Raw genomic sequence first — 21,786 nt, 5'->3', positions numbered from 1 at the left:
GGCCGCCCGCCCCGGCCCGGCCGTCACTCCAGGTACTCGCGGAGCATCTGCGCGCGGGACGGGTGGCGCAGCTTCGCCAGCGTCTTGGACTCGATCTGGCGGATGCGCTCCCGGGTCACGCCGAACTCGCGGCCCACCTCCTCCAGGGTGCGCGGATGGCCGTCCGCCAGCCCGAACCGGAGCTGGATGATGCGCTGCTCGCGGTCCGACAGGGTGCCGAGGATGTCCTCCAGCTGGTCCTGGAGCAGGATGAACGCCGCGGCCTCGATCGGCACGACGGCGTCCGCGTCCTCGATGAAGTCGCCGAGGTCCGAGTCCTCCTCGCCGATCGGCGACTGCAGCGAGACCGGCTCCTGCGCGATCCGCTGGATCTCCACCACCCGGACGGGCGACAGGCCCATCTCCAGGCCGATCTCCTCGGGCGTCGGCTCCCGGCCGAGGTCCTGGTGCATCTGCCGCTGCACCCGCACCAGCTTGTTGATCGTCTCCACCATGTGGACCGGGATCCGGATCGTCCGGGCCTGGTCGGCGATCGCCCGGGTGATCGCCTGCCGGATCCACCAGGTGGCGTAGGTCGAGAACTTGAACCCCTTGGTGTAGTCGAACTTCTCGACCGCACGGATGAGTCCGAGATTTCCCTCCTGGATCAGGTCGAGGAACAGCATTCCCCGGCCGACGTACCGTTTCGCGATCGAGACCACCAGCCGCAGGTTGGCCTCGATCAGCCGTTGCTTCGCCCGCACGCCCTCGCGGGAGAGCAGTTCGAGGTCGAGCAGCTCGCCGCGGGCGAGGACGGCGGTACGCGCCATCTTCTCCTCGGCGAACAGGCCCGCCTCGATCGATTTCGCCAGTTCTACTTCTTCTTCTGCCGTGAGCAGCGGTACGCGACCGATCTCTCTCAGGTAGATCCGAACCAGGTCGCTCGTCGGCGCCCGCTTGCCGAGGTCTCCCTCTTCCGCTCGCGTGACGTCCTCGGTCTCCTGCTGGGATTCGAGGACCTCCACCCCCTGCTCTGCGAGCATCCGGACGACCCGCTCCAGGGAGTCGTCCGGCAAGTCCGAGCGATCGAGCGCGGCAGCGACGTCCTCGACGGTCACACCGCCGCGCTCTCTGCCGCGTGCGACGAGGTCCGCCACCTGATCAACCGATGGCGCCTCGCTTGGCAGCACCGAAGGGCCCACGTGGACAGTCTGCGTCAAAGGAGGGCTAGATCACAGGACCCATTTTGCGGTCCCTTGACTTACTGTGACCCAAGCCCTCGCTCGCGCAACACCCGTCGCTGCTGCTCAAGCGCGACAAGATCGCCGAACAGCCGGTGGTACTCCTCCTGCGCCTCGGCCGGATTCAGCCGCCCGAGTTTAGATTTCGCGTCCGCGATCATGCGGGTGAGCTGGCGCTCCTGTATCCGGGCCAGCAGTTCCCCTGCATAGCGGTCGTCCGAATCATGGGCGGAGCGGACCGGTTCCACGCCGAGCTTGGTGAGCAGATCCCTGACCTGGTCGTTCGGTGCGTTCTCCAGCAGCAGGGCGACCCACTCGGCGACCCCGCCCGCCGCGGTCACCCCGCCCGCCGCCGCGATGACCGCGCGCACGGCCGCGTGCGGCGGCGCGATGAACGCCTCGGCCGGGACCTCGTCGAACGCCGGGCCGAGCAGCGCGGGGCGCTGCACGGCGAGCTTGAGCAGCTCGCGCTCGCGCTGCACCTCCGGGTCGGACGGGTCGAACGCGGGCCGCTGCGGCGGCCGCGGCTCGGCACCGCCGCCGCGCTCGTCGCCCCGCCGGCCGGGCCGGCCGGGGTGGCCGTTTCCGGCCGGGGAGCGCCCCGCCTGGGCGCGGGCGTGCCGGCGGTTGGCCAGCTCGCGGACGCGGCGCAGCACGAACTGCTCGTCCATGATGCCGAGCCAGCGGTCCAGGTTGACGGCGTACATGTGGCGGCGCGACCGGTCCTTGATGGCGGCGACGACCGGGGCCGCCGCGTCCAGCGCGGCGAGCCGCCCCTCGACGGTGTCGAGGTCGTGCTGCTCGATCGCGCTGCGCACCGCGAACTCGAACAGCGGCAGCCGGGAGGCGACCAGGTCGCGCACCGCCGCGTCGCCGTGCCGGATCCGCAGGTCGCAGGGGTCGAGCCCGTCCGGCTGGACGGCCACGAAGGTCTGCGAGACGAACTTCTGCTCGTCGTCGAACGCGCGCAGCGCCGCCTTGCGGCCTGCCGCGTCCCCGTCGAAGGTGAAGATCACCTCGCCGCGGAACTCGTCCTGGTCCATGAGCAGCCGGCGCAGCACCTTGATGTGGTCGTCGCCGAACGCCGTCCCGCAGGTGGCGATCGCGGTCGGGACACCCGCGAGGTGGCAGGCCATCACGTCGGTGTAGCCCTCGACCACCACGGCCTGCCTGCGCCGCGCGATCTCCTTCTTGGCGAGGTCGGCGCCGTAGAGCACCGAGCCCTTGTGGAAGAGCGGCGACTCGGGGGTGTTCAGGTACTTGGGGCCGTCGTCGTCCTCGTAGAGGCGGCGCGCGCCGAACCCGATGACGTCGCCGGACAGGTCGCGGATGGGCCACATCAGCCGGCCGCGGAACCGGTCCATCGGACCGCGCCGACCCTCCTTGGCGAGGCCGCCGGCGACGATGTCGCGGTCGGCGAAGCCGCGGGCGCGCAGGTGCCGGACGAGGCCCTCCCACTCGCGGGGCGCGAACCCGACGCCGAAGCGGGCCGCGTCGGCCGCCTCGAAGCCCCGCTCGGACAGGAACTTGCGCCCGATCGCGCCCTCGGGCGACTCCAGCTGCCCGGTGTAGTACTCGGCCGCCGCCCGGTGCGCCTCGATCAGGCGCACGCGCTGGCCGCCGTCCTGCCGGGGGCCGCGTCCGCCGCCCTCCTCGTAGCGGAGCTGGATGCCGGCCTGGGCGGCGAGCCGCTCGACCGACTCCGAGAACGTCAGGTGCTCGATCTCCTGGACGAACTTGATGACGTCCCCGCCCGCCTCGCAGCCGAAGCAGAAGTACAGCCCGCGCGAGGGCGTCACGTTGAACGACGGGGACTTCTCGTCGTGGAACGGGCAGAGACCCTTGAGGTTCCCGCCGCCGGCGCTGCGCAGCTGCAGGTACTCGCCGATCACGGCGTCGATGGACACGCGCTCCCGGACGAGTGCGATGTCCTCATTGCGAATCCGGCCTGCCACGACGAAGGAGTCTACGGCGGGCCCGCGACATCCGGCGCTTCCCCGTCCGAACCGGCAGCCCGCCGGCGCCGGGGAGGCCCTCCGGGGACGCCGTCCGGGCGCCTTGAACCGCCCCGCCGCGGTGTGAATCCCATGGTCCTGGCCGGACTCGGCCTGAACGACATCAGCCAAGTGCGGATTTGGTCTGGACAACCCACGCCATCGCGCGATGTGATGGCGAACCGAGATTTTGCTCACACTCAGGCGGGCGCGATGACGGATGTTGTGCTGGACGGCGTCGACAAGGTGTATCCGGGCGGGCACGCCGCCGTCCGCAATGTCCGCCTGCGCATCAACGACGGCGAGCTGTTCGTCCTGCTCGGGCCCTCCGGCTGCGGCAAGTCGACCATCCTGCGGATGATCGCCGGGCTGGAGGAGATCACCAGCGGCGACCTGTGGCTGAACGGCGGCGTCGCCAACGACCTGCCGCCGCGCGAGCGGAACGTCGCCATGGTGTTCCAGGAGGGCGCGCTCTACCCGCACCGCACGGTCAAGGGGAACATGATGTTCCCCCTGGAGGTCTCGGGCGACGACCGCGCCGAGGCGAGCGCGAAGGTCGTCGAGCTGGCGCGCGCGCTGGGCCTCAACACGATGATCGACCGGCTGCCGCGCACGCTGTCCGGCGGCCAGCGGCAGCGCGCCGCGATCGGCCGGGCGCTCATCCGCGAGCCGTCGCTGTTCCTGATGGACGAGCCGCTGTCCAGCCTGGACGCGGGGCTGCGCACCGAGCTGCGGGTCGAGATCGCCGCGCTGGTGCGCTCCACCGGCACCACCACCGTGTACGTCACGCACGACCAGATCGAGGCCATGACGATGGCCGACCGCATGGCGGTGCTGCGGGACGGCGTCCTGGAGGACGTCGGCACCCCCGAGCAGATCTACGAGGACCCGGCGACGGTGTTCGTGGCGGCGTTCCTCAGCTCCCCGCCGATCAACCTCCTCCAGGCCACCCTGTGGGCCATCGAGGGCGAGGGCCTGCTGCTGGACTTCGGCCCGCAGCGGCTGACCGTGCCGTGGGACGACCCGCGCGCGTCCTCGCTGATCAGCCACCACGGGATGCCGGTGATCGTGGGGATCCGGCCGGACACGCTGGTGCCGATCGCGCCGGGCTCCCCCGCGCCGCACGGGTCGGTGCTGTCCGGGCAGGTCCGGGCCATGGAGTTCCACGGGCACGAGTGGCTCGCCTACGCCGAGGCGGGCATCCCCACGATCGACGCGACCGAGGTCGGGCGCCCGCCGCGCGCGCCGGACCAGGGCGCCGAGCCCGCCGGGTGGCGGGACCGGCTGCGCGGGATGCTCGGCAGGCCCGCCGAGGAGGACGGGCTCCCCGAGGAGCACGCGGGCCACCACCGGCGCTCGGACCTGGTGTTCCGCATCGCGCCCGGCGGCCGCCCGAACCGCGGCGACCACGTGGCGCTGACCGTCGACTTCGACCGCGTCCTGTTCTTCGGCGCCGACGGCCGCCGCGTCACGCCCGTGCGGCGCTAGCCGTGGCGCTGAGAGGCAGGACCCGGTGGAGGCGTGAGCCCGGTCAGGCGGAGGCCGGGGCGGCCTCGCAGATCTCGTCGCGGTAGAGGCCGATCTTCATCTTGATCTGGGACTGCTGGTCGCGCAGGGCCGCGATCTGCTCCTCCACCCGGCGGTCGTGCTCTTCGAGGAGTTCGAGGCGCTCCTGGTAGGTCTCGGCGCCGCCGCGGGCCAGTTCCGAGAAGCGCAGCATCTCGGCGATCGGCATCCCGGTCCCGCGCAGGCAGCGCAGCATGTGCAGCCAGTTGAGGTCGTCGTCGCTGAACACCCGCCGTCCGGCGGCGTCCCGGGCGATGCCCGGCAGCAGGCCGATCTTCTCGTAGTAGCGCAGCGTGTCGATGCTGAAACCGCTCTTGTCCGCGGTCTCCGATGGGGAGTAGGAACTCACGTCCTTCAGGATTCCACCTGGAGTGCACTCCAGGTCAATGTGCGCGCGGCGGTGCGTCTTGACCTGGAGCGCGCTCCAGGTCGCACAGTGGGCGTGAGAGCGAAACCCACGAGACATCAGGGACTGCCATGCGCATCGGACTGCAGGTTCCCAGCTTCACCTTCCCCGGCGGGCCCGAGCAGATCGGCCCGACGTTCGGCCGGATGGCCCGCGACGCCGACCAGGGCGGGCTCAGCTCGTTCTGGGTGATGGACCACTTCTTCCAGATCGCGGGCGTGGGCCCGGCGGAGGAGCCCATGCTGGAGGGCTACTCCGCGCTCGCCTACGCGGCGGCGCTGACCGAGCGGATCACCCTCGGCACGATGGTCACCGGCGTCACCTACCGGCACCCCGGCATCCTGGTCAAGACCGTGACGACGCTGGACGTGCTGTCCGGCGGGCGCGCGTGGCTCGGCATCGGCGCGGCCTGGAACGAGGAGGAGTCGCGCGGCCTCGGCGTCCGGTTCCCGCCGACCGCCGAGCGGTTCGAGCGGCTGGAGGAGACGCTGCGGATCGCCCACCGGATGTGGGAGGGCGACGAGTCGCCGTTCGAGGGCGAGCACTACCGGCTGGAGCGCCCGCTGAACTCGCCGCCCGCGCTGCGCCGCCCGCATCCGCCGATCCTGGTCGGCGGCTCCGGGGAGAAGAAGACGCTGCGCTTCGTCGCCAAGTACGCCGACGCGTGCAACCTCTTCGACGGCGAGGAGCTGCCCCGCAAGCTGGAGGTGCTGCGGGAGCACTGCGAGCGCGAGGGGCGCGACTACTCCGAGATCGAGAAGACCACCCTGGGCCTGCTCCCCGGCACCCCGTCGGTGGACCAGGTCGTCGACGTCGTCGGCCGCGCCGCCGAGCACGGCATCGACCAGGTGATCTTCTCCCAGGCCACCGGGCAGGACCTGGCCGGCGTGCTGGCCGAGGCCGCCGCCCGGACCGAGAAGGTCATTCCGGCCGGCCGCTGAGCCGTGCCGCGGCGGCGCGGCGGACGGCGGCGAGCTTGCCGGGGTTGAGGACGCGGCGGACGGCGGTGACGCGGCCGTCCGCGACCTCGACGGTGTCGACGGCGAACAGCAGGCCGCCGCGCAGCACCAGCAGCTCGCGGCGGCCGTTGATCTCCGCGTACTCCAGGCGCAGCGTGTTGCGGGCGCGGATCCGCAGCAGCGCGGTGGCGACCCGGCCCGCCCCCGCGATGACCTTGCGGGCCGCGAAGACGCGGCCGCCGCCGTCGGTGGTGTAGGCGGCGTCCGGGTCGAGCAGCGCCAGCAGCGCCGCCTCGTCGCCGCGCTCGTAGGCGTCCCGGAACGCCGCCAGCACCTCCGCGCGCTCCCGCGGGGCCGCGGGGTGGGACGGCAGCGCCGCGGCGACCTTGCGGCGCGCCCGGGAGGCGAGCTGCCGGCACGCGGCGGGCGACCTCCCGAGCACCCCGGCGATCCGGTCGTAGGGCACCTCGAACGCCTGGTGCAGGACGAACGCGACCCGCTCGGGCGGCGACAGCTCCTCCATCACCACGAGCATCGCGGTGCCGGCGGTCTCGTCCAGCAGCACCGGCTCGGCGGCGTCCGGCCCGGTCGGCAGCGGCTCGGGCAGCCACGGCCCGACGTAGTCGACGCGGCGGGCGCGGGCGGAGCCGAGCACGTCGTAGGCGCGGCGCGCGGCCACCGTGATCAGCCAGGCGCGCAGGTCGCGGACGTCGTCCAGTGTCTCCCGCGACGACGCGCGCAGCCAGACGTCCTGCGCGATGTCCTCGGCGTCGGCGGCGCTGCCGGTGATGCGGTAGGCGGCGCCGAACACGGCGGGCCGGTGCCGCGCCCACTCGTCGTCGAGCCGCCCCATGTCAGGCCGCCGCCGGCGTGAACACCCACTTCTTGTACGACCAGTAGCGGAACGCCGAGCCCAGCCCGACGCCGGCGAGCAGGCCGATGTTGTAGGCGACGCCGCCGTGCAGGCCGAGGGTGTAGTAGGTGAACCCGGTGCACAGCACCTGGATGAGCAGGCCGACGCCGTTCAGCGCGAAGAAGATCGCGACCTCCCGGCCGGAGCCGTCGCTGTCGCGGTGCCGGAACGTCCAGTGCCGGTTGAGCAGGTAGGACGTCAGCGTCGACAGCACGGTCGGGACGACCACGCTGGTGACCGGGCTGCCGCCGAGCCAGGCGCGCATCAGGTTGGCGCCGAAGATCATGATGAGCGTGCCGACGCACCCCACGAAGCCGAAGCTCAGCAGTTCGCGGAGGAATGTCCGGTAGGCCGGGGCGGACGGGACCGAATCCACCGGCCTCGACCGCTGCACAGTGCTCACTCGCCCAGACCTTACCTGAGTAGGACATATACGAAAGTCGGAACCCCTCTAAAAGATCAATGGGGCGCGCCGTCAGCCCTCCGCGGTGGCCGCCGCCCGGGCCAGCGGCACGATCAGCGCGACCAGCGCGACGGGGACCGCCAGCGCCCACGCCAGCCCCACGCCCTGCGCGACGAAACCGATGACCGGCGGGCCGCCGAGCAGCCCCGCGTAGCCGATCGCGGTGACCCGGGAGATCCCGGCCGCGGCGGGCACCCCCGGCAGGTTGCCGGCCGCGCTGAAGGTGACCGGCGCCACGACGGCGACGCCGAGGCCGAACAGCGTGAATCCGGCCACGGCCGCCGCCGGGCCGGCCGCGGCGAGCCCGCAGCCGAGGCCGAGCGCGGCGGCCAGCGCCCCGGCGCGCAGCACCGGGACGGGCCCGAACCGCGCGACGACCCGGTCCCCGCCCATCCGCCCGGCGGTCATCGCCACCGCGCAGCCGGCGTAGCCGAGGCCCGCGAGGCCGGGGCCGGTGCCGAGCTCCTCGCGCAGGTAGACGGCGCTCCAGTCGGCCATGGCCCCCTCCCCGACGAACGAGCACAGCCCGATGACGCCGAGCAGCGTCAGCGCCCGGCGGGACGCCGACCGCGCGGCTCTCGCGCCGGAGCCACCGGTTTCCGGGTGGACGTCTTCCGGCAGGGCGTCGGCGGAACGGTCCAGCAGGCCGCGGCAACCGGTCGTGACGAGGACGCCGAGCAGCAGCGCGGCGGCGGACAGGTGCAGCGGGACGGGGACGCCCGCGTGCGCCGCGCCCGCCCCGGCCAGCGCGGACAGCAGCGTCCCGACGCTGTAGGCGCCGTGCAGGCCGGACATCAGCGGCCGCCCGTAGCCGCGCTCGACCGCCACGCCCTGGGCGTTCATCGCCACGTCCATCAGCCCGAGCGCGCCACCCATCAGCAGCAGGGCGCCGACCAGCGCGGGCAGGTTCCAGGCGAGGCCGAGCGGTACGAGCGACGCGGCGGCGGCGAGGCCGGCGCCGAGGGTCGCGGCACGGCTCCCCCACCGGGCGACGATCCGCCCCGCGAACCGGACCGCCGCCACGACCCCGACCGGGGCGCCGAGCAGCGCGACGCCCATCGCGCCCTCGCTCAGCCCGAGCCCGTCCTTGATCTGCGGGATGCGGGCGACCCAGGCGGCGGCGACGAGGCCGTGCGCGGTGAACGCCGCCGTCACCGCGAACCGCGCCCGGCCGAGCGCCGCGATCTCCTCCGTGGCCATCCGGCCGACTGTACGCGGCCGCGGGGTCAGGCGAGTTCCGCCAGCGGCACCGCCGGGTCGGCGAGGCGCGCGGCGTCCACCGGGCGCTGCGAGCGGATCAGCGCCTGGACGTCCCCGGTGACGTCCCACACGTTGACGTTCATCCCGGCGACCACCCGGCCGCCGGACAGCCAGAACGCGATGAACTCCCGGGCCGCGCGGTCGCCCCGGTACACGACCTCGTCGTACTCGCCCGGCGCCGCGACGCCCGACATCTCCATGCCGAGGTCGTACTGGTCGCTGAAGAAGTACGGGATCCGGTCGTAGACGACGTCCTGGCCGAGCATGGCGCGGGCGGCGGCGGGCCCGCCGTTCAGCGCGTTCGCCCAGTGCTCCACCCGGATCCGGCGGCCGAGCAGCGGGTTGTAGGCGTTCGCGACGTCGCCGGCGGCGAAGATGTCGGGGTCGGAGGTGCGCAGCGACTGGTCGACGAGGATCCCGTCGGACACCTCCAGGCCAGCCTCCTCCGCCAGCCGCGTGTTGGGCCGCACGCCGATGCCGACGACCACGACGTCCGCGGGCACCTCGGCGCCGCCGGACGTGACGACGGCCGACACCTGCCCGGCGCCCCAGAACCCGGCGACGCCCTGGTCCAATCGCAGGTCGACGCCGTGCTCGCGGTGCAGCTCGGCGAACATCCCGCCGAGCTCGGGCCCCATCGCGGCGTGCAGCGGCGCCGGTTCCGGCTCGATCACCGTCACGTCGTTGCCGTAGGCGCGGGCGGCGGCGGCCGTCTCCAGCCCGATCCAGCCGGCGCCCGCGACCACGACGCGCCTGCCGCCGTGCGCGATGGCCTGCTTGAGCGCCGCCGAGTCGGCCATCGTGCGCAGGTAGTGGATGCCCTGCAGCTTGGAGCCGGGCACCTCCAGCCGCCGCACGGACGCGCCCGTCGCGAGCAGCAGCCGGTCGTAGCCGACCGGCTCCTTGGTGGACAGCCGCACCTGGTGCGCGGCCCGGTCGATGGACGCGACGGAGGTACCGACCCGCAGCTCCACGTCGTGCTTGTCGTACCAGTCGGCCTCGTGGACGTGCGCCTTGTCGCGCGGTTCCTTGTCCAGGAGGAAGCCCTTGGACAGCGGCGGCCGCTCGTAGGGCCGCTCGATCTCGTCCCCCACGAGCAGGATCCTGCCCGCGAAGCCCTCGGCGCGAAGGGTCTCCGCCGCCTTGGCGCCGGCCAGGCTCGCTCCGGCGATGACGAACGTCTCCTCGGGCATGGCGACCTCCTGTAGTTGACCTGTAGCCATAGCTACAGCGGCGCCAGGGGGGAAACAAGGGCCACGGGCGCGCACCGGCCCGCCGCCGCGGCGCGGCGGCGCCGCCCGGCGGGCGCGCCGATCAGTGCGGGCGCCCGCCCAGCATGCGGTGCCGGGCGATCGCGGACAGGTCGGTCAGCGAGGCGATCTGGTCGATGACGGCGCGCAGCCGGGCCGCGTCGTCGGGGGCCTCGGTGAACGCGGCGCGGAACCCCGGGTCGAGCGTGCCGGGCGCGCCGGCCAGCATCAGCTCGGCCAGCTCGGTGATCAGCGTCCGCTGCCGGGCCCGGACCTCCTCGTGGCTGATCCACACGTAGTGCGCCGTGACCCCCTTGAGCAGGGCGTTCTCCAGCCGCTGCGCGCGCGGCACGATCAGCTCGGCGGCGTACCGGGTGAGCGGCCGGTCCCCGTAGGCGGCGCGGGTCGCCGACTCGGCGGCCAGGCAGAACCGGCCGATCAGGGTGCTGGTCAGGTTCTTCAGCGCGGCGAGGCTGCGCGGCGTCCCGTCGTAGCGGTCCGGCCAGTACGGCTCGGCGAGCAGCGCGGTGAACCGCTCCTCCAGCTCGGCGAGGTCGGCGTCCGGGCAGTACAGCTTGGCGGCGGTGGCGGCGACGAGGCGGCGCTCGGCCGGGTCGGCGAGCCGGGCGAAGTCGATGTGCCCGGCGACCAGCGCGTCCTCCAGGTCGTGGACGGAGTAGGCGACGTCGTCGCTCCAGTCCATCACCTGGGCCTCGAAGCACGTCCGGCCCTCCGGCGCGCCCTCCCGGACCCACGCGGCGACGTCCCCGTCGTCGGCGTAGACGCCGAACTTGCCGTTGACCGCCTCGGCCTGCGTCCACGGGTACTTCATCGCGGCGTCCAGCGCGGCGCGGGTCAGGTTCAGCCCGACGCTGCGGCCGTGCAGCGGCGGGCCGTCCGGCGCGAACGACTTCGGCTCCAGCCGGGTCAGCACGCGCAGGCTCTGCGCGTTGCCCTCGAAGCCGCCGCAGTCGCGGGCGACGACGTCGAGCGCGCTCTCGCCGTTGTGGCCGAACGGCGGGTGCCCGATGTCGTGCGACAGGCACGCCGTCTCGACCAGGTCGGGGTCGCAGCCGAGGGACTTGCCGAGTTCCCGGCCGACCTGCGCGCACTCCAGCGAGTGCGTCAGCCGGGTGCGCAGGCTCTGCACGGTGTCGGCCACCGCGTCGGCGCCGGGCGAGGCGACCTGGGTCTTGGCGGCCAGCCGGCGCAGCGCGGCGCTGTGCAGGACGCGGGCGCGGTCGCGCTCGAACGCCGTGCGGTCGCGGCGCTTGGCCGGTTCCGGGGCCCACCGGCGCCGGTCGCGGGCGCTGTAGCCCGCGGTGTCGTTGTAGCCCGCGGTGTCATTGGTCGTCATGGCCCTACCCAGGGTAAGCGGGTCGCCGCCGGTTAGCGGCTCGGCGGCGCCGAGGACGGCGCCCCCGGCGTCGCGGAGGACGAGGGGCCCGGCGTCCCGGAGGGGTCGATGCGGATGCGCTTGATGGTCTCGTCCGGCACCTGGACGCTCTTGCCGAGCAGCACGTACGACAGGTAGCCGCCGGTCTCGCGGACGATGTAGTTGAACTGCGTGTCGCGGGTCTGCACGCTGGGGCCGCTGCGGGTCGGCGACGCGGCCGCCTCGATGCCCTGGTCGCCGGCCATCTTCTTGGACCGCAGCCCGTGCCAGGGGTCGGTGACGATCACCGCGGACGACCAGTGGTGCCGGCCGAACTCGGCGCCGACGGCCTTCAGGCTCTCCAGCGTGTCCCGGCCGACCGGCACCGCGAACACCTTGGCGGCGGGCACCCCGCCCTGCTCGATCAGCCAGGTGCGCCCGGCGCCCGCCTCGGTGAAGTTGTCGCCCGGGGCCTTGCCGCCCACGGTGACGATGGCGGGCGCGACGCCGGCGCGGTAGAGCTCCAGGGCGTGCTGGAGCCGCCACTTCAGCGTCGGGGACGGCCGCCCGTTGTACTGCGCGGCGCCCAGCACGATGATCGCGTCGGAGCGGGGCCGCTCGTCCTGCCGGGCCTGGTACCAGATCCGGGCGCCGACGGTCAGCGGGGTCAGCACGGCGATCGCGAGCAGCCCGGCGATGATGCTCACCGGAACCGTGAACCAGGGCGAGCGGCGCCGGCGGCGGCGGGGGCCGTCCGCGGTCTCCGCGGTCTCCGCGGCGGGCTCTTCGGGCTGGGGCTCCGGCAATTCCACTTCCAACGTCATCGCATCGGACACATTAGGTGAGATGGTCCGGCGCGCGCCCGAAGTTCGCAGGTACCGCGTGTTACCGAGCCCACACGCGTTCCGGCGGCCGGTCCCCCGCCGCGGGGAACCGGCCGCCGGCCGGGTGCGTCAGCGGCTGTCGCCGCCGCCCTTCCCGCCGCCCGCGGTGTCCTCCGCGGCGATCGCCGCGCGGCCGGCCTCCAGGCGGGCGACGGGGACGCGGAACGGCGAGCAGGACACGTAGTCCAGCCCGGCCTCGTGGCAGAAGTGCACCGAGTCGGGGTCGCCGCCGTGCTCGCCGCAGATGCCGAGCTTCAGTCCCGGGCGGGCGCGGCGGCCCTCCTCGGCGGCGATCCGGACCAGCCGCCCGACGCCCTCCCGGTCGAGGGTCTCGAACGGCGACACCCCGAAGATGCCGAGCTCCAGGTAGCGGGAGAAGAACGCCGCCTCGACGTCGTCGCGGGAGAAGCCCCACGTCGTCTGGGTGAGGTCGTTGGTGCCGAAGGAGAAGAACTCGGCGGCCTCGGCGATCTGCCCGGCGGTCAGCGCCGCCCGGGGCAGCTCGATCATGGTGCCGATCAGCGCCGGGACGTCGACGCCGGTCTCCTCCCGCACCCGGGCGAGGATGCCGCGCGCCTCGTCGCGGACGGCCTCCAGCTCCTGCACCGCGCCGACGAGCGGGATCATGATCTCCGGGCGCGGGTCGCCGCCGGCCCGCCGCCGCGCCGCCGCGGCCTCGGCGATCGCGCGCACCTGCATGGCGAACAGCCCGGGAATCACCAAACCGAGCCGCACGCCGCGCAGTCCGAGCATAGGGTTCTGCTCGTGCAGTCGGTTGACTGCCTCGAGCAGTCTCCGGTCCTTGGCGTCCGCGGCCTCGCCCGCCAGCGCGACCCTGACCGACAGCTCGGTGATGTCGGGGAGGAACTCGTGCAGGGGCGGGTCGATGAGGCGGATCGTGACGGGCTGCCCGTCCATGGCCGCGAAGATGCCCTCGAAGTCGCCGCGCTGCAGCGGCTCCAGGGCGTCCAGCGCGGCCTGCCGCTCGGCGTCGTCCGCGGCGAGCACGAGCTGCTCGATCAGCCGCCGCCGGTCGCCGAGGAACATGTGCTCCGTGCGGCACAGCCCGATGCCCTGCGCGCCGAACCGGCGGGCCCGCGCCGAGTCCTCGGGGTTGTCGGCGTTCGCGCGGACCTTCAGCGCGGCGCGCGCGTCGGCGTGCCGCATCACGCGGTCGACGGCCTTGACGAGGTCGTCGCCGTCGGCGGGCGTCAGCTCGCCCTCGAAGTAGCGGACGACGGGCGAGTCCTCCACGGGCACCTCGCCGAGGTAGACCTCGCCGGACGACCCGTCGATCGAGATGACGTCGCCCTCGCGCACGGTCACGCCGCCGGGGGCGGTGAAGTGCCCGTTCCTGACGTCGACGTCCAGCTCCTCGGCGCCGCACACGCACGTCTTGCCCATGCCGCGCGCGACGACGGCGGCGTGCGAGGTCTTGCCGCCGCGGGACGTCAGCACGCCCCGCGCGGCGACCATGCCGGCGAGGTCGTCGGGGTTGGTCTCGCGGCGTACGAGGATCACGTCCTCGCCCTGCTCCGCGAGCTCCACGGCGCGGGGGGAGCTGAACACGGCCTTGCCCACGGCCGCGCCCGGCGAGGCGTTCATGCCCTTCGTGAGCTTCTTGACGCCGTCCACCCGGCTCGCGAAGCGGGGGAACATGAGCTGGGCGAGCTGGTCGCCGGTGACGCGGCGAGCGGCCTCGTCCACGTCGATGAGGCCCTGGTCGAGCAGCTGGCAGGCGATGCGGAACGCCGCGGCGGCGGTCCGCTTGCCGACCCGGGTCTGGAGCATCCACAGCTTCCCGCGCTCGATCGTGAACTCGATGTCGCACATGTCGCGGTAGTGGTTCTCCAGCGTCTCCATGATCTGGAGGAGCCGGTCGTAGGACGCCTTGTCGATGCGCTCCAGCTCGGTCAGCGGCACCGTGTTGCGGATGCCGGCGACCACGTCCTCGCCCTGCGCGTTCTGCAGGTAGTCGCCGTAGATGCCCTGCTGCCCGGACGCGGGGTCGCGGGTGAACGCCACGCCCGTGCCGGAGTCCAGGCCCATGTTGCCGAAGACCATCGAGCAGATGTTCACGGCGGTGCCGAGGTCGACCGGGATGCGCTCCTGGCGCCGGTACAGGATCGCGCGGTCGGCGTTCCAGGAGTCGAACACCGCCTTGATGGCGAGGTCCATCTGCTCGCGCGGGTCGGTCGGGAACTCCCGGCCCGCCCGCTCCCGGACGATCTCCTTGAACGTGCCGACGAGCGCCTCGAAGTCGGCGGCGGTGAGGTCGGCGTCGTCGTCGCTGCCGCGCCTGCGCTTGGCGTCGTCGATGGCGTCCTCGAACAGGTCGCCGTCGATGTCCAGCACGGTCTTGCCGAACATCTGGATCAGCCGCCGGTAGGAGTCCCACGCGAACCGCTCGTCGCCCGCCTGGGCCGCGAGCCCGTGGACGGACTCGTCGTTCAGCCCCACGTTGAGGACGGTCTCCATCATTCCCGGCATGCTGAACTTGGCGCCCGAGCGCACGCTCACCAGCAGCGGGTCGTCGCTCTGCCCGAGCTTCTTGCCCATCGCGGACTCCAGGCCGGCGAGGTGCGCGTTCACCTCGTCCGCCAGACCCTCGGGCAGGTTCCCGTGCTCGAGGTAGTGCCGGCAGGCCTCGGTGGTGATCGTGAACCCGGGGGGCACGGGCAGTCCGAGGTTGGTCATCTCGGCCAGGTTGGCGCCCTTGCCGCCCAGCAGATCCTTGAGGTCCTTGTTGCCCTCAGTGAAGTCGTACACGAACTTCGGCACGGGGAGCTCCTTCTCGCTCCGGTTCCACCCAGTGGCAGGTCCGGGCCCGCCGCGCCGGGGTCGCGCGCCGTCGCGTCCCCCCAGGCAGAAGCGGGTCCGCTGCCCTGTTTGCGGGGACTGTACCCGCGCCCGCCGCGGGTTCTCGGCGCCCGGTGCGCCGGAGGGCGTTTCCGCAGCTCAGACCGCAGATAATGGTCTATTCCAATGGGGAGACCAGCGCCACACCGGCGCCGGGGCGGCCGCGCGGCGCGCACGCGGCCGAGCCGCCCCGGCGCACCCACGGCTCGGGAGAGGTAATGATGGATCAAGGAGGTGAGGTTGTGAGGCCGAAGGTCGCCGGCGGCCGGGCGGGAGATCCGTTCGCCCCCATCGCCGATTTCGGGTTCCTGTCCGACTGCGAGACGACCGCACTGGTCGCGCCGAGCGGGAACATCGAGTGGATGTGCCTGCCGAAGATGGACTCGCCGAGCGTGTTCGGGTCGATCCTGGACCGCGACGCCGGGTACTTCCGGGTCGGCCCGGCGGGCGTCGAGGTGCCCGCCGCGCAGCGGTACATCCCCGGCACCATGGTGATGGAGACCACCTGGTGGGTGCACGGGGGCTGGCTCGTGGTCACGGACGCCCTGCTGATGGGGCCGTGGCACCACGAGACGGAACGGTCCCACACGCACCGCAGGGCCCCCACGGACTACGACGCCGACCACGTCCTGCTGCGGATGGTGCGGTGCGTGAACGGGCAGGTCCAGGTCCGGCTCGACTGCATGCCGGTGTTCGACTACGGGCAGACGCCCGCGCGCTGGGAGCACACCGGCGCCGGGTACCACGAGGCCGTCGCGCGCGGCAACGGGATCGGGCTGCGGCTCACCACCGACATGAACGTCGGGTTCGAGGGGTCCCTCGCCACGTCCCGGACGCTGCTGAAGCAGGGCGAGTCGCGGTTCGTGGCGCTGTCGTGGAGCGAGCACGCGGCGCCGTCCTCGTGGGAGGAGGCGCAGGAGCGGCTCGTCTGGACCGTCCACCACTGGCAGCACTGGCTCGACCGGGGCCGCTTCCCCGACCATCCGTGGCGCAGCCACCTGCAGCGCAGCGCGCTGACGCTGAAGGGGCTGACGTTCGCCCCGTCGGGCGCGGTCGCGGCGGCGGCGACGACGTCGCTGCCGGAGACGCCGGGCGGCGACCGGAACTGGGACTACCGCTACACCTGGATCCGCGACTCCACGATGGCGCTGTGGGCGTTCTACACGCTCGGCTACGACTGGGAGGCCAACGACTTCTTCTACTTCATCACCGACGTCGCCGAGGCCGCCGAGGGCAAGCTGCAGATCATGTACGGGCTGGACGGGCGGGAGGAGCTGCCCGAGTCCACGCTGGAGCACCTCACCGGCTACGGCAACGCCCGTCCCGTGCGCATCGGCAACGAGGCGTACATGCAGGCGCAGCACGACGTGTGGGGCGCGATCATCGGCTCCATCTACCTGTTCGTGCGCAAGCGGGACCGGCTCGACGACCGGCTCTGGAAGATCATCATCAAGCAGGTGGAGGACGCGCTCGCCAACTGGCGCACCCCCGACTGCGGGATGTGGGAGGTGCGCGGCGAGCCGCAGCACTTCACCTCGTCCAAGGTCTTCTGCTGGGTGGCGGCCGACCGCGGCGCCCGCCTCGCCCGGATCCGCGGCGACCAGGACCGGGCGCGCCGGTGGCAGGCCGCGGCCGACGAGATCCACGCGGACGTGCTCGCGAACGCGCTGGACGAGCGCGGCGTGTTCACCGCGCACTACGGCGCGACGGCGCTGGACGCGTCGGCGCTGCTGATCCCGCTGCTGGGGTTTCTGCCCGCCGACGACAAGCGGGTCCGCGAGACCGTGCTCGCCATCGCCGACGAGCTGTCGGAGGACGACCTCGTCCTGCGCTACCGGGCCGGGGAGACCGACGACGGGTTCGAGTCCGACGAGGGCACGTTCACGATCTGCTCGTTCTGGCTGGTCAGCACGCTGGTGATGATCGGCGAGCTGGAGCGGGCCCGCGCGCTGTGCGAGAAGCTGCTGTCGTACGCGAGCCCGCTGCAGCTGTACGCCGAGGAGATCGACCCGCACACGGGCCGGCACCTCGGCAACTTCCCGCAGGCGTTCACCCATCTGGCGCTCATCAACGCGGTGATGCAGGTGATCAGCGCGGAGAACGACGAGCCGCAGACGCCGCTCGCCTGATCGGACGGATGGCCGGGGCACCGTCCCGGCCATCCGGAGGCTTGATCACAAGTTGATCGATATACGCCGGGAATGACCTTTTTGTCAGAGATCCCGGCTACCGTTCCGCCGTGACCACGCCACCGTCCGCTGACGACCTCCCGGACGACCCCTCCCCCGCCGCGCCGCGGCGGACGAACCGCTTATCGACCGCCACCCTCGTCACGGGCCTGCTGGTTCTGGTCCTGTCAGCGGCGGGCGTCACCGTCGCGGCGGTCCTGGTCGCCCACCGCGAACCCGAGCCCGCCCGCCCGATCGACACCCACGGCAAGACGTGGGCGTCCGAGCTGCGGGCCGGCGACTGCTTCAGCGCGCTCGAGGAGCAGGCGACACGGGTCCTGGTCGAGCCCTCGCCGTGTGCCCGGCCGCACGACGGCGAGGTCGGCGCCGAGCTGACCCTGCCCGCCGCGGACTTCCCCGGCGACCGGGCCGTGGCGGAGACGGCCCGGAAGGAGTGCGCCGAGCGGACCCGCTTCCTCAGGCAGAGCGTCTTCGGGAACCGGCTCGAACTGTACGCCGACCGTCCGGACGAGAAGGCGTGGAAGGACGGCGACCGCGACGTCCTGTGCCTCCTGCGCTACCCCGGCCCCCAGCGGCTCACCGCACCGCTCGTCGACACCAAGCAGACGGAGCTGGTGCCGCTGGCGCGGATCGGCCCCGGCGACTGCCTCACGAAATGGCAGATCAGCGGCTTCCTGCCCCTCATCGACTGCCGCCTGGAGCACCGCTTCGAGGTGTACGCCGTCTTCACGCTTCCCGACGGCGCGTGGCCGGGCGACGAGGCGGTCGCGCGCGCCGCGGACGAGGGGTGCCGGAGCCGCTGGGACGCGCTGTTCGGCCCCGCGGGGCCGCGCCTCCCGGACGGCCGGAGAGCCGGCCGGCACTACGAGGCGCCGGTCCTGGACCACTGGAAGAAGAAGAACCGGCAGGTCACCTGCCTCGTCACCGGAACCGCGGGCCCGCTGCGGGGCTCGGTGGTCCCGAGGTGAGTCCGCCGCGACGGCCGCGCTCCACCCACCGCCCTCCCCCGCATCCGGAGATCCCATGACCACCCCCGACGACGACTCGCCGGACGAGGCCGCGCCCGCCTGGGCGCCGCCGGACGCGCCCGCCGCCGAGCCCGCGGCCGGCCCGCCCGTCACCGGCCCGCTGCCGGCGGAACCGCCTCCTGCCGACGCCCGGCGGACGAACCGGCTGGCGATCGCTGCGCTCGTCACCGGGCTGCTCGGCCTGATCCTCATCGCCGCCGGTCTGGCCGTCGCCGCGTTCGTCCAGACCGGGCGCCGGGGAGAGAAGGGCACCGGCCTGGCCGTGGGCGGGCTCGCCGCCTCCCTGGCCTGGGTCGCCGCCATCGCCGCCGTCGTGACCGTCGGGCCGCTGTCCCCGGACACCTCCGTGCCCGCCCGCGCGGACGGCAAGGTCGCGGTCACCTCGATGCGGCCCGGCGACTGCTTCGGCGACTTCGAGGAGGGGCCCGCCGGGATGTTCGCGCGGCCGCTGCCCTGCACCACGCCGCACCAGGGCGAGATCGGCGCCGAGGCGGAACTGCCGGACGCGCCCTACCCCGGCCGGAAAGAGGCCGGCGACCGGGCGTGGACGGCCTGCCGCGAGCGGACGCAGTTCCTGGAGAAGAGCCGCTACGGCAAGAACCTGCTGCTTCACGTCGCGCCTCCGGACGAGGACGCGTGGAACGCCGGCGACCGCGCGGCCACCTGCGTCATGCGCTACACGGGGCCCGGCCTCCTTCCGGCGTCCCTCGACCAGACCATGGAGACCAAGACCCAGTACACGACGGAGCTCAAGCCGGGAGACTGCGTCAAGAAGTGGAATGACGAAGGCGACCAGCCGCTCATCCCCTGCACCGAGGAGCACGAGTACGAGGTGCTCGCCGTCTACACGATGCGGGGCGGCAAGTACCCGGGCGCCAAGAAGATGGAGCAGAAGGCACTCGAAGGCTGCGCCGAGCGCGGGGTGAAGGTTTGGCGGGCGAATCCCCCGCTCGACATCGCCGACGTGGTCTGGGCGGGCCCGGACGAGGTGGGCTGGAATGCCGGGAACCGGCTGATCTTCTGTCTCGTGACGGGCCGGGAGGGCCCGCTCAAGCGCTCCCTCGTCCCGCACTGACGGCGCCCCGCACTGACGGCGCCTGACGTGCCGCCGGTGCCCGGCCGGGCACCGGCGGCACGCGGACGCTAGACGACCGCGCCTGAGCTGTCCGAGGTGCGGCGGACCGGCTTCTTGCCCTTGCCGTGCGGCGGCGGCGCCTTCGCGAAGCGCTCCAGGACGACCGCGATCGGCGTCGCGGTGAACACGCTGGAGTACGTCCCGACGACGATGCCGATCAGCAGGGCGATCGCGAAGTCGGTCAGCGAGTCGCCGCCGAGGACCGCGAGGGCCCCCAGGATGAACAGCGCGCCCATGCCGGTGTTGATCGTGCGCGGGACGGTCTGCAGCGTGCCCCGGTTCGCGATGTCGGCGAACCGGGCCTTCGGTTTCGCCCCCCACAGCTCCCGGACCCGGTCGAACACGACGACCGAGTCGTTCACCGAGTACCCGATGACGGTGAGCAGCGCGGCGAGGAAGACCCCGTCGATGGGTTTGCCGAGCCACGCGAAGACGCCGGTGACGATCGTGATGTCGTGGAACATCGCGAGGACCGAGCCGGTCGCGAACGTCCAGCGGAACCGGATCGTCAGGTAGGCCAGCTGCGCGAGCAGGGCGATGCCGAGGGCGATCAGCGCGTTCTTGCGCAGCTCCTCGCCGAGGCTCGGCCCGATCAGCTCGTCGCGCTCCTTGGCCGCGCCGCCGCCCTCCTTGGCGAGGGCCTCCTGGATCCGCTTCTCCTCCTCGTTGGTGAGGTCGGACGTGCGGACGGAGATGTCGTCCTGGCCGGACGTCTGCACCACGGCGCGCGGGAACCCGGCGTCGGCGACGGCCGCGCGGGCCTTGTCGATGTCGACGGGCCGGCTCGTGGAGTACTCGACGAGCCGCCCGCCGGTGAACTCCACGCCGAAGTTGAGCCCGCGGGCGAAGATCCCGCTCAGCGCGAGGACGATCGCGAGCACCGAGATCCCGATCCACATCGGGCTGCGCCTCATGATGTCGGGACCGCTGTTCTCCAGCCAGTCGCGGATCCGCCCGGGTCCGGAGAGCCCACCGGCGCGGCCCTTCATGATCTTGGGCATCCGCGCGGCGGCGGCGTCGGTGAGCACCCGGCTGAGCAGCATCGCCGAGACGAGGGAGGCCAGCACACCGATGGTCAGCGTGACGCCGAAGCCCCGGACCGGCCCGGAAGCGAGCCAGAACAGCAGGCCGCCGGCGAGCAGCGTGGTCACTGCGGAGTCGGCGATCGCCGACCACGCCTTGTTGAACCCGATCGTGAGCGCGTTGCGGGCGCTGCGGCCCGGTGCCGCCGCCCGTTCCTCCCGGGCCCGTTCGAAGGCCAGCACGTTGGCGTCGATCGCCATGCCGATGGCCAGGACGAACCCGGCGAGGCCGGGCAGGGTGAGCGTCGCGCCGATCGCGACGAGCGCCGCGTAGGAGATCAGCGCGTAGCCGGCCAGCGCGACCGTGGCGAGGAAGCCGACGATGCGGTACACGGCCACGATGAACAGGCCGGTCAGGATGATGCCGATGATCGCGGCCTTGGCGCTGGCGTCGATGGCCTCGTCGCCGAGGGTCGGGCCGACCACCCGCTGCTCGATGATCTTCACGGGCACCGGCAGCGAGCCGCCCTGGATGAGGGCCGCGAGCTCCTTGGCCTCCTCGGCGCTGAAGTCGCCGGTGATCTGGGTGGAGCCGCCGGTGATGCCCACGCCGCAGGGCACGCTCTGGGTGACCTGCGGCGAGGAGATGACCTTGCCGTCCAGCACGATCGCGACGCGCCGCTCGTCGCCGGCGGCGCAGGCGGCCTTGGCCGTCAGCTTCTCCCAGGTCTTGCCGCCGCTGCCCTTGAAGTCGACGTTGACGGCCCAGCCGCCGAGGTTCTGCGGGTCGTAGGAGGCGCTCGCCTCGCCGATGCCGGCGCCGGTGAGCGCGGCGGGGCCGATGAGGATCTGCTGCCCGCTCTCGTCCGGGATCAGCTGCTGGCCCTTCGCGGGCTTGCCGGTGTTGGGCAGCACGGGGTGCGCGGTGAGCTGCGCGGTCTTGCCGACCGCCTCGGTCGCGCGGGTCGGGTCCTGGACGTCGGGCAGCTCGACGATCAGCCGCCGGTCGCCGGACCGGGTGATGGACGACTCGGCGACACCGAGCGCGTCGATGCGCCGGTGCAGCACCTCGCGGGCGCGGTCGGTGGACTCGCGGTCCGCCTTGGCGGTCGACGAGTCCTGGGTCTCCAGGACGATCTGGGTGCCGCCGCGCAGGTCGAGGCCGAGGCGGGCCGGTTTGGACCAGGCGAAGTAGAACGATGTGGCGAGCACGGCGAACGCCAGTACCGCCCGCACCATGTTGGCGCGCGTCAAGAGGGAACC

16 protein-coding genes are annotated in these 21,786 nt (G+C 72.9%); 5 read left to right on the top strand and 11 right to left on the bottom strand.

Going from position 1 to position 21,786, the window contains the following annotated elements:
* Positions 1 to 23 precede the first annotated feature (23 nt).
* Positions 24 to 1,169, bottom strand: coding sequence for an RNA polymerase sigma factor RpoD (rpoD, locus tag CHF16_RS00600; protein ID WP_089323876.1), 1,146 nt, complete (start codon positions 1,167 to 1,169; stop codon positions 24 to 26).
* A 71-nt stretch (positions 1,170 to 1,240) separates the two neighbouring features.
* Positions 1,241 to 3,175 carry a DNA primase gene (gene dnaG / locus CHF16_RS00595; RefSeq protein WP_089323875.1) on the bottom strand — a complete coding sequence of 645 codons (1,935 nt, stop codon included), beginning with the start codon at positions 3,173 to 3,175 and terminating at the stop codon, positions 1,241 to 1,243.
* Between the two features lie 252 nt (positions 3,176 to 3,427).
* Here dnaG and CHF16_RS00590 point away from each other — a divergent pair, with 252 nt between their 5' ends.
* Positions 3,428 to 4,702, top strand: coding sequence for an ABC transporter ATP-binding protein (locus CHF16_RS00590; RefSeq protein WP_089323874.1), 1,275 nt, complete (start codon positions 3,428 to 3,430; stop codon positions 4,700 to 4,702).
* Positions 4,703 to 4,745: 43 nt separating this feature from the next.
* On the opposite strand, the gene CHF16_RS00585 is transcribed toward CHF16_RS00590, so the two are convergent.
* Entirely contained in the window at positions 4,746 to 5,129 is a 384-nt protein-coding gene (locus CHF16_RS00585; RefSeq protein WP_089323873.1) for a MerR family transcriptional regulator, read from the bottom strand.
* 128 nt (positions 5,130 to 5,257) lie between these two features.
* Here CHF16_RS00585 and CHF16_RS00580 point away from each other — a divergent pair, with 128 nt between their 5' ends.
* A complete protein-coding gene (locus tag CHF16_RS00580) occupies positions 5,258 to 6,127 on the top strand; it encodes an LLM class F420-dependent oxidoreductase (RefSeq protein ID WP_089323872.1) in 870 nt (289 codons plus the stop codon).
* Here the strand turns inward: CHF16_RS00580 and sigJ are convergent.
* The 7 genes from sigJ to ppdK all read right to left on the bottom strand — a co-directional run bounded on the left by sigJ (position 6,108) and on the right by ppdK (position 15,071).
* The gene (gene sigJ, locus CHF16_RS00575) at positions 6,108 to 6,998 is read right to left on the bottom strand and encodes an RNA polymerase sigma factor SigJ (RefSeq protein ID WP_089323871.1); all 891 of its coding nucleotides are present in this window, start codon (positions 6,996 to 6,998) and stop codon (positions 6,108 to 6,110) included. The two genes, CHF16_RS00580 and sigJ, sit on opposite strands and share 20 nt — an antisense overlap.
* A gap of 1 nt (position 6,999) precedes the next feature.
* Entirely contained in the window at positions 7,000 to 7,461 is a 462-nt protein-coding gene (locus tag CHF16_RS00570; RefSeq protein WP_089323870.1) for a GtrA family protein, read from the bottom strand.
* Between the two features lie 72 nt (positions 7,462 to 7,533).
* Positions 7,534 to 8,721, bottom strand: coding sequence for an MFS transporter (locus CHF16_RS00565; RefSeq protein ID WP_089323869.1), 1,188 nt, complete (start codon positions 8,719 to 8,721; stop codon positions 7,534 to 7,536).
* A gap of 26 nt (positions 8,722 to 8,747) precedes the next feature.
* Positions 8,748 to 9,974: an NAD(P)/FAD-dependent oxidoreductase gene (locus CHF16_RS00560; RefSeq protein WP_089323868.1), complete on the bottom strand. Its 1,227-nt coding sequence runs from the start codon at positions 9,972 to 9,974 to the stop codon at positions 8,748 to 8,750.
* Positions 9,975 to 10,095: 121 nt separating this feature from the next.
* Complete coding sequence (locus tag CHF16_RS00555; protein WP_089323867.1) at positions 10,096 to 11,388, bottom strand: deoxyguanosinetriphosphate triphosphohydrolase; 1,293 nt, start codon at positions 11,386 to 11,388, stop codon at positions 10,096 to 10,098.
* Between the two features lie 32 nt (positions 11,389 to 11,420).
* Positions 11,421 to 12,230 (bottom strand): YdcF family protein, encoded by an 810-nt coding sequence (locus tag CHF16_RS00550; protein WP_089323866.1) that lies wholly within the window; start codon positions 12,228 to 12,230, stop codon positions 11,421 to 11,423.
* 129 nt (positions 12,231 to 12,359) lie between these two features.
* The gene (gene ppdK, locus CHF16_RS00545; RefSeq protein WP_089323865.1) at positions 12,360 to 15,071 is read right to left on the bottom strand and encodes a pyruvate, phosphate dikinase; all 2,712 of its coding nucleotides are present in this window, start codon (positions 15,069 to 15,071) and stop codon (positions 12,360 to 12,362) included.
* A 320-nt stretch (positions 15,072 to 15,391) separates the two neighbouring features.
* Here ppdK and CHF16_RS00540 point away from each other — a divergent pair, with 320 nt between their 5' ends.
* The 3 genes from CHF16_RS00540 (at position 15,392) to CHF16_RS00530 (ending at position 19,441) form a co-directional block, all read left to right on the top strand.
* Positions 15,392 to 17,278, top strand: a complete 1,887-nt coding sequence (locus CHF16_RS00540) for a glycoside hydrolase family 15 protein (protein ID WP_245868107.1) — start codon at positions 15,392 to 15,394, stop codon at positions 17,276 to 17,278.
* Between the two features lie 110 nt (positions 17,279 to 17,388).
* The gene (locus CHF16_RS00535) at positions 17,389 to 18,306 is read left to right on the top strand and encodes a septum formation family protein (protein WP_179271329.1); all 918 of its coding nucleotides are present in this window, start codon (positions 17,389 to 17,391) and stop codon (positions 18,304 to 18,306) included.
* A gap of 55 nt (positions 18,307 to 18,361) precedes the next feature.
* Positions 18,362 to 19,441, top strand: coding sequence for a DUF4190 domain-containing protein (locus tag CHF16_RS00530; protein ID WP_089323863.1), 1,080 nt, complete (start codon positions 18,362 to 18,364; stop codon positions 19,439 to 19,441).
* Positions 19,442 to 19,509: 68 nt separating this feature from the next.
* On the opposite strand, the gene secD is transcribed toward CHF16_RS00530, so the two are convergent.
* The gene (secD, locus tag CHF16_RS00525; RefSeq protein WP_089323862.1) at positions 19,510 to 21,777 is read right to left on the bottom strand and encodes a protein translocase subunit SecD; all 2,268 of its coding nucleotides are present in this window, start codon (positions 21,775 to 21,777) and stop codon (positions 19,510 to 19,512) included.
* Positions 21,778 to 21,786 lie beyond the last annotated feature (9 nt).

The organism is Actinomadura meyerae (assembly GCF_900188445.1).
In the GTDB taxonomy this organism is placed as follows: domain Bacteria; phylum Actinomycetota; class Actinomycetes; order Streptosporangiales; family Streptosporangiaceae; genus Spirillospora; species Spirillospora meyerae.
Note: the sequence above shows the minus strand (reverse complement) of the source record. Positions and strands in the feature narration are given on the sequence as shown.

Coding starts and splice junctions, on each gene's coding strand:
- CHF16_RS00580 (WP_089323872.1), top strand. CDS start 5,258: ATGCGCATCGGACTGCAGGTTCCCAGCTTCACCTTCCCCGGCGGGCCC.
- CHF16_RS00565 (WP_089323869.1), bottom strand. CDS start 8,721: ATGGCCACGGAGGAGATCGCGGCGCTCGGCCGGGCGCGGTTCGCGGTG.
- sigJ (WP_089323871.1), bottom strand. CDS start 6,998: ATGGGGCGGCTCGACGACGAGTGGGCGCGGCACCGGCCCGCCGTGTTC.
- CHF16_RS00555 (WP_089323867.1), bottom strand. CDS start 11,388: ATGACGACCAATGACACCGCGGGCTACAACGACACCGCGGGCTACAGC.
- CHF16_RS00590 (WP_089323874.1), top strand. CDS start 3,428: ATGACGGATGTTGTGCTGGACGGCGTCGACAAGGTGTATCCGGGCGGG.
- CHF16_RS00550 (WP_089323866.1), bottom strand. CDS start 12,230: ATGACGTTGGAAGTGGAATTGCCGGAGCCCCAGCCCGAAGAGCCCGCC.
- CHF16_RS00560 (WP_089323868.1), bottom strand. CDS start 9,974: ATGCCCGAGGAGACGTTCGTCATCGCCGGAGCGAGCCTGGCCGGCGCC.
- CHF16_RS00530 (WP_089323863.1), top strand. CDS start 18,362: ATGACCACCCCCGACGACGACTCGCCGGACGAGGCCGCGCCCGCCTGG.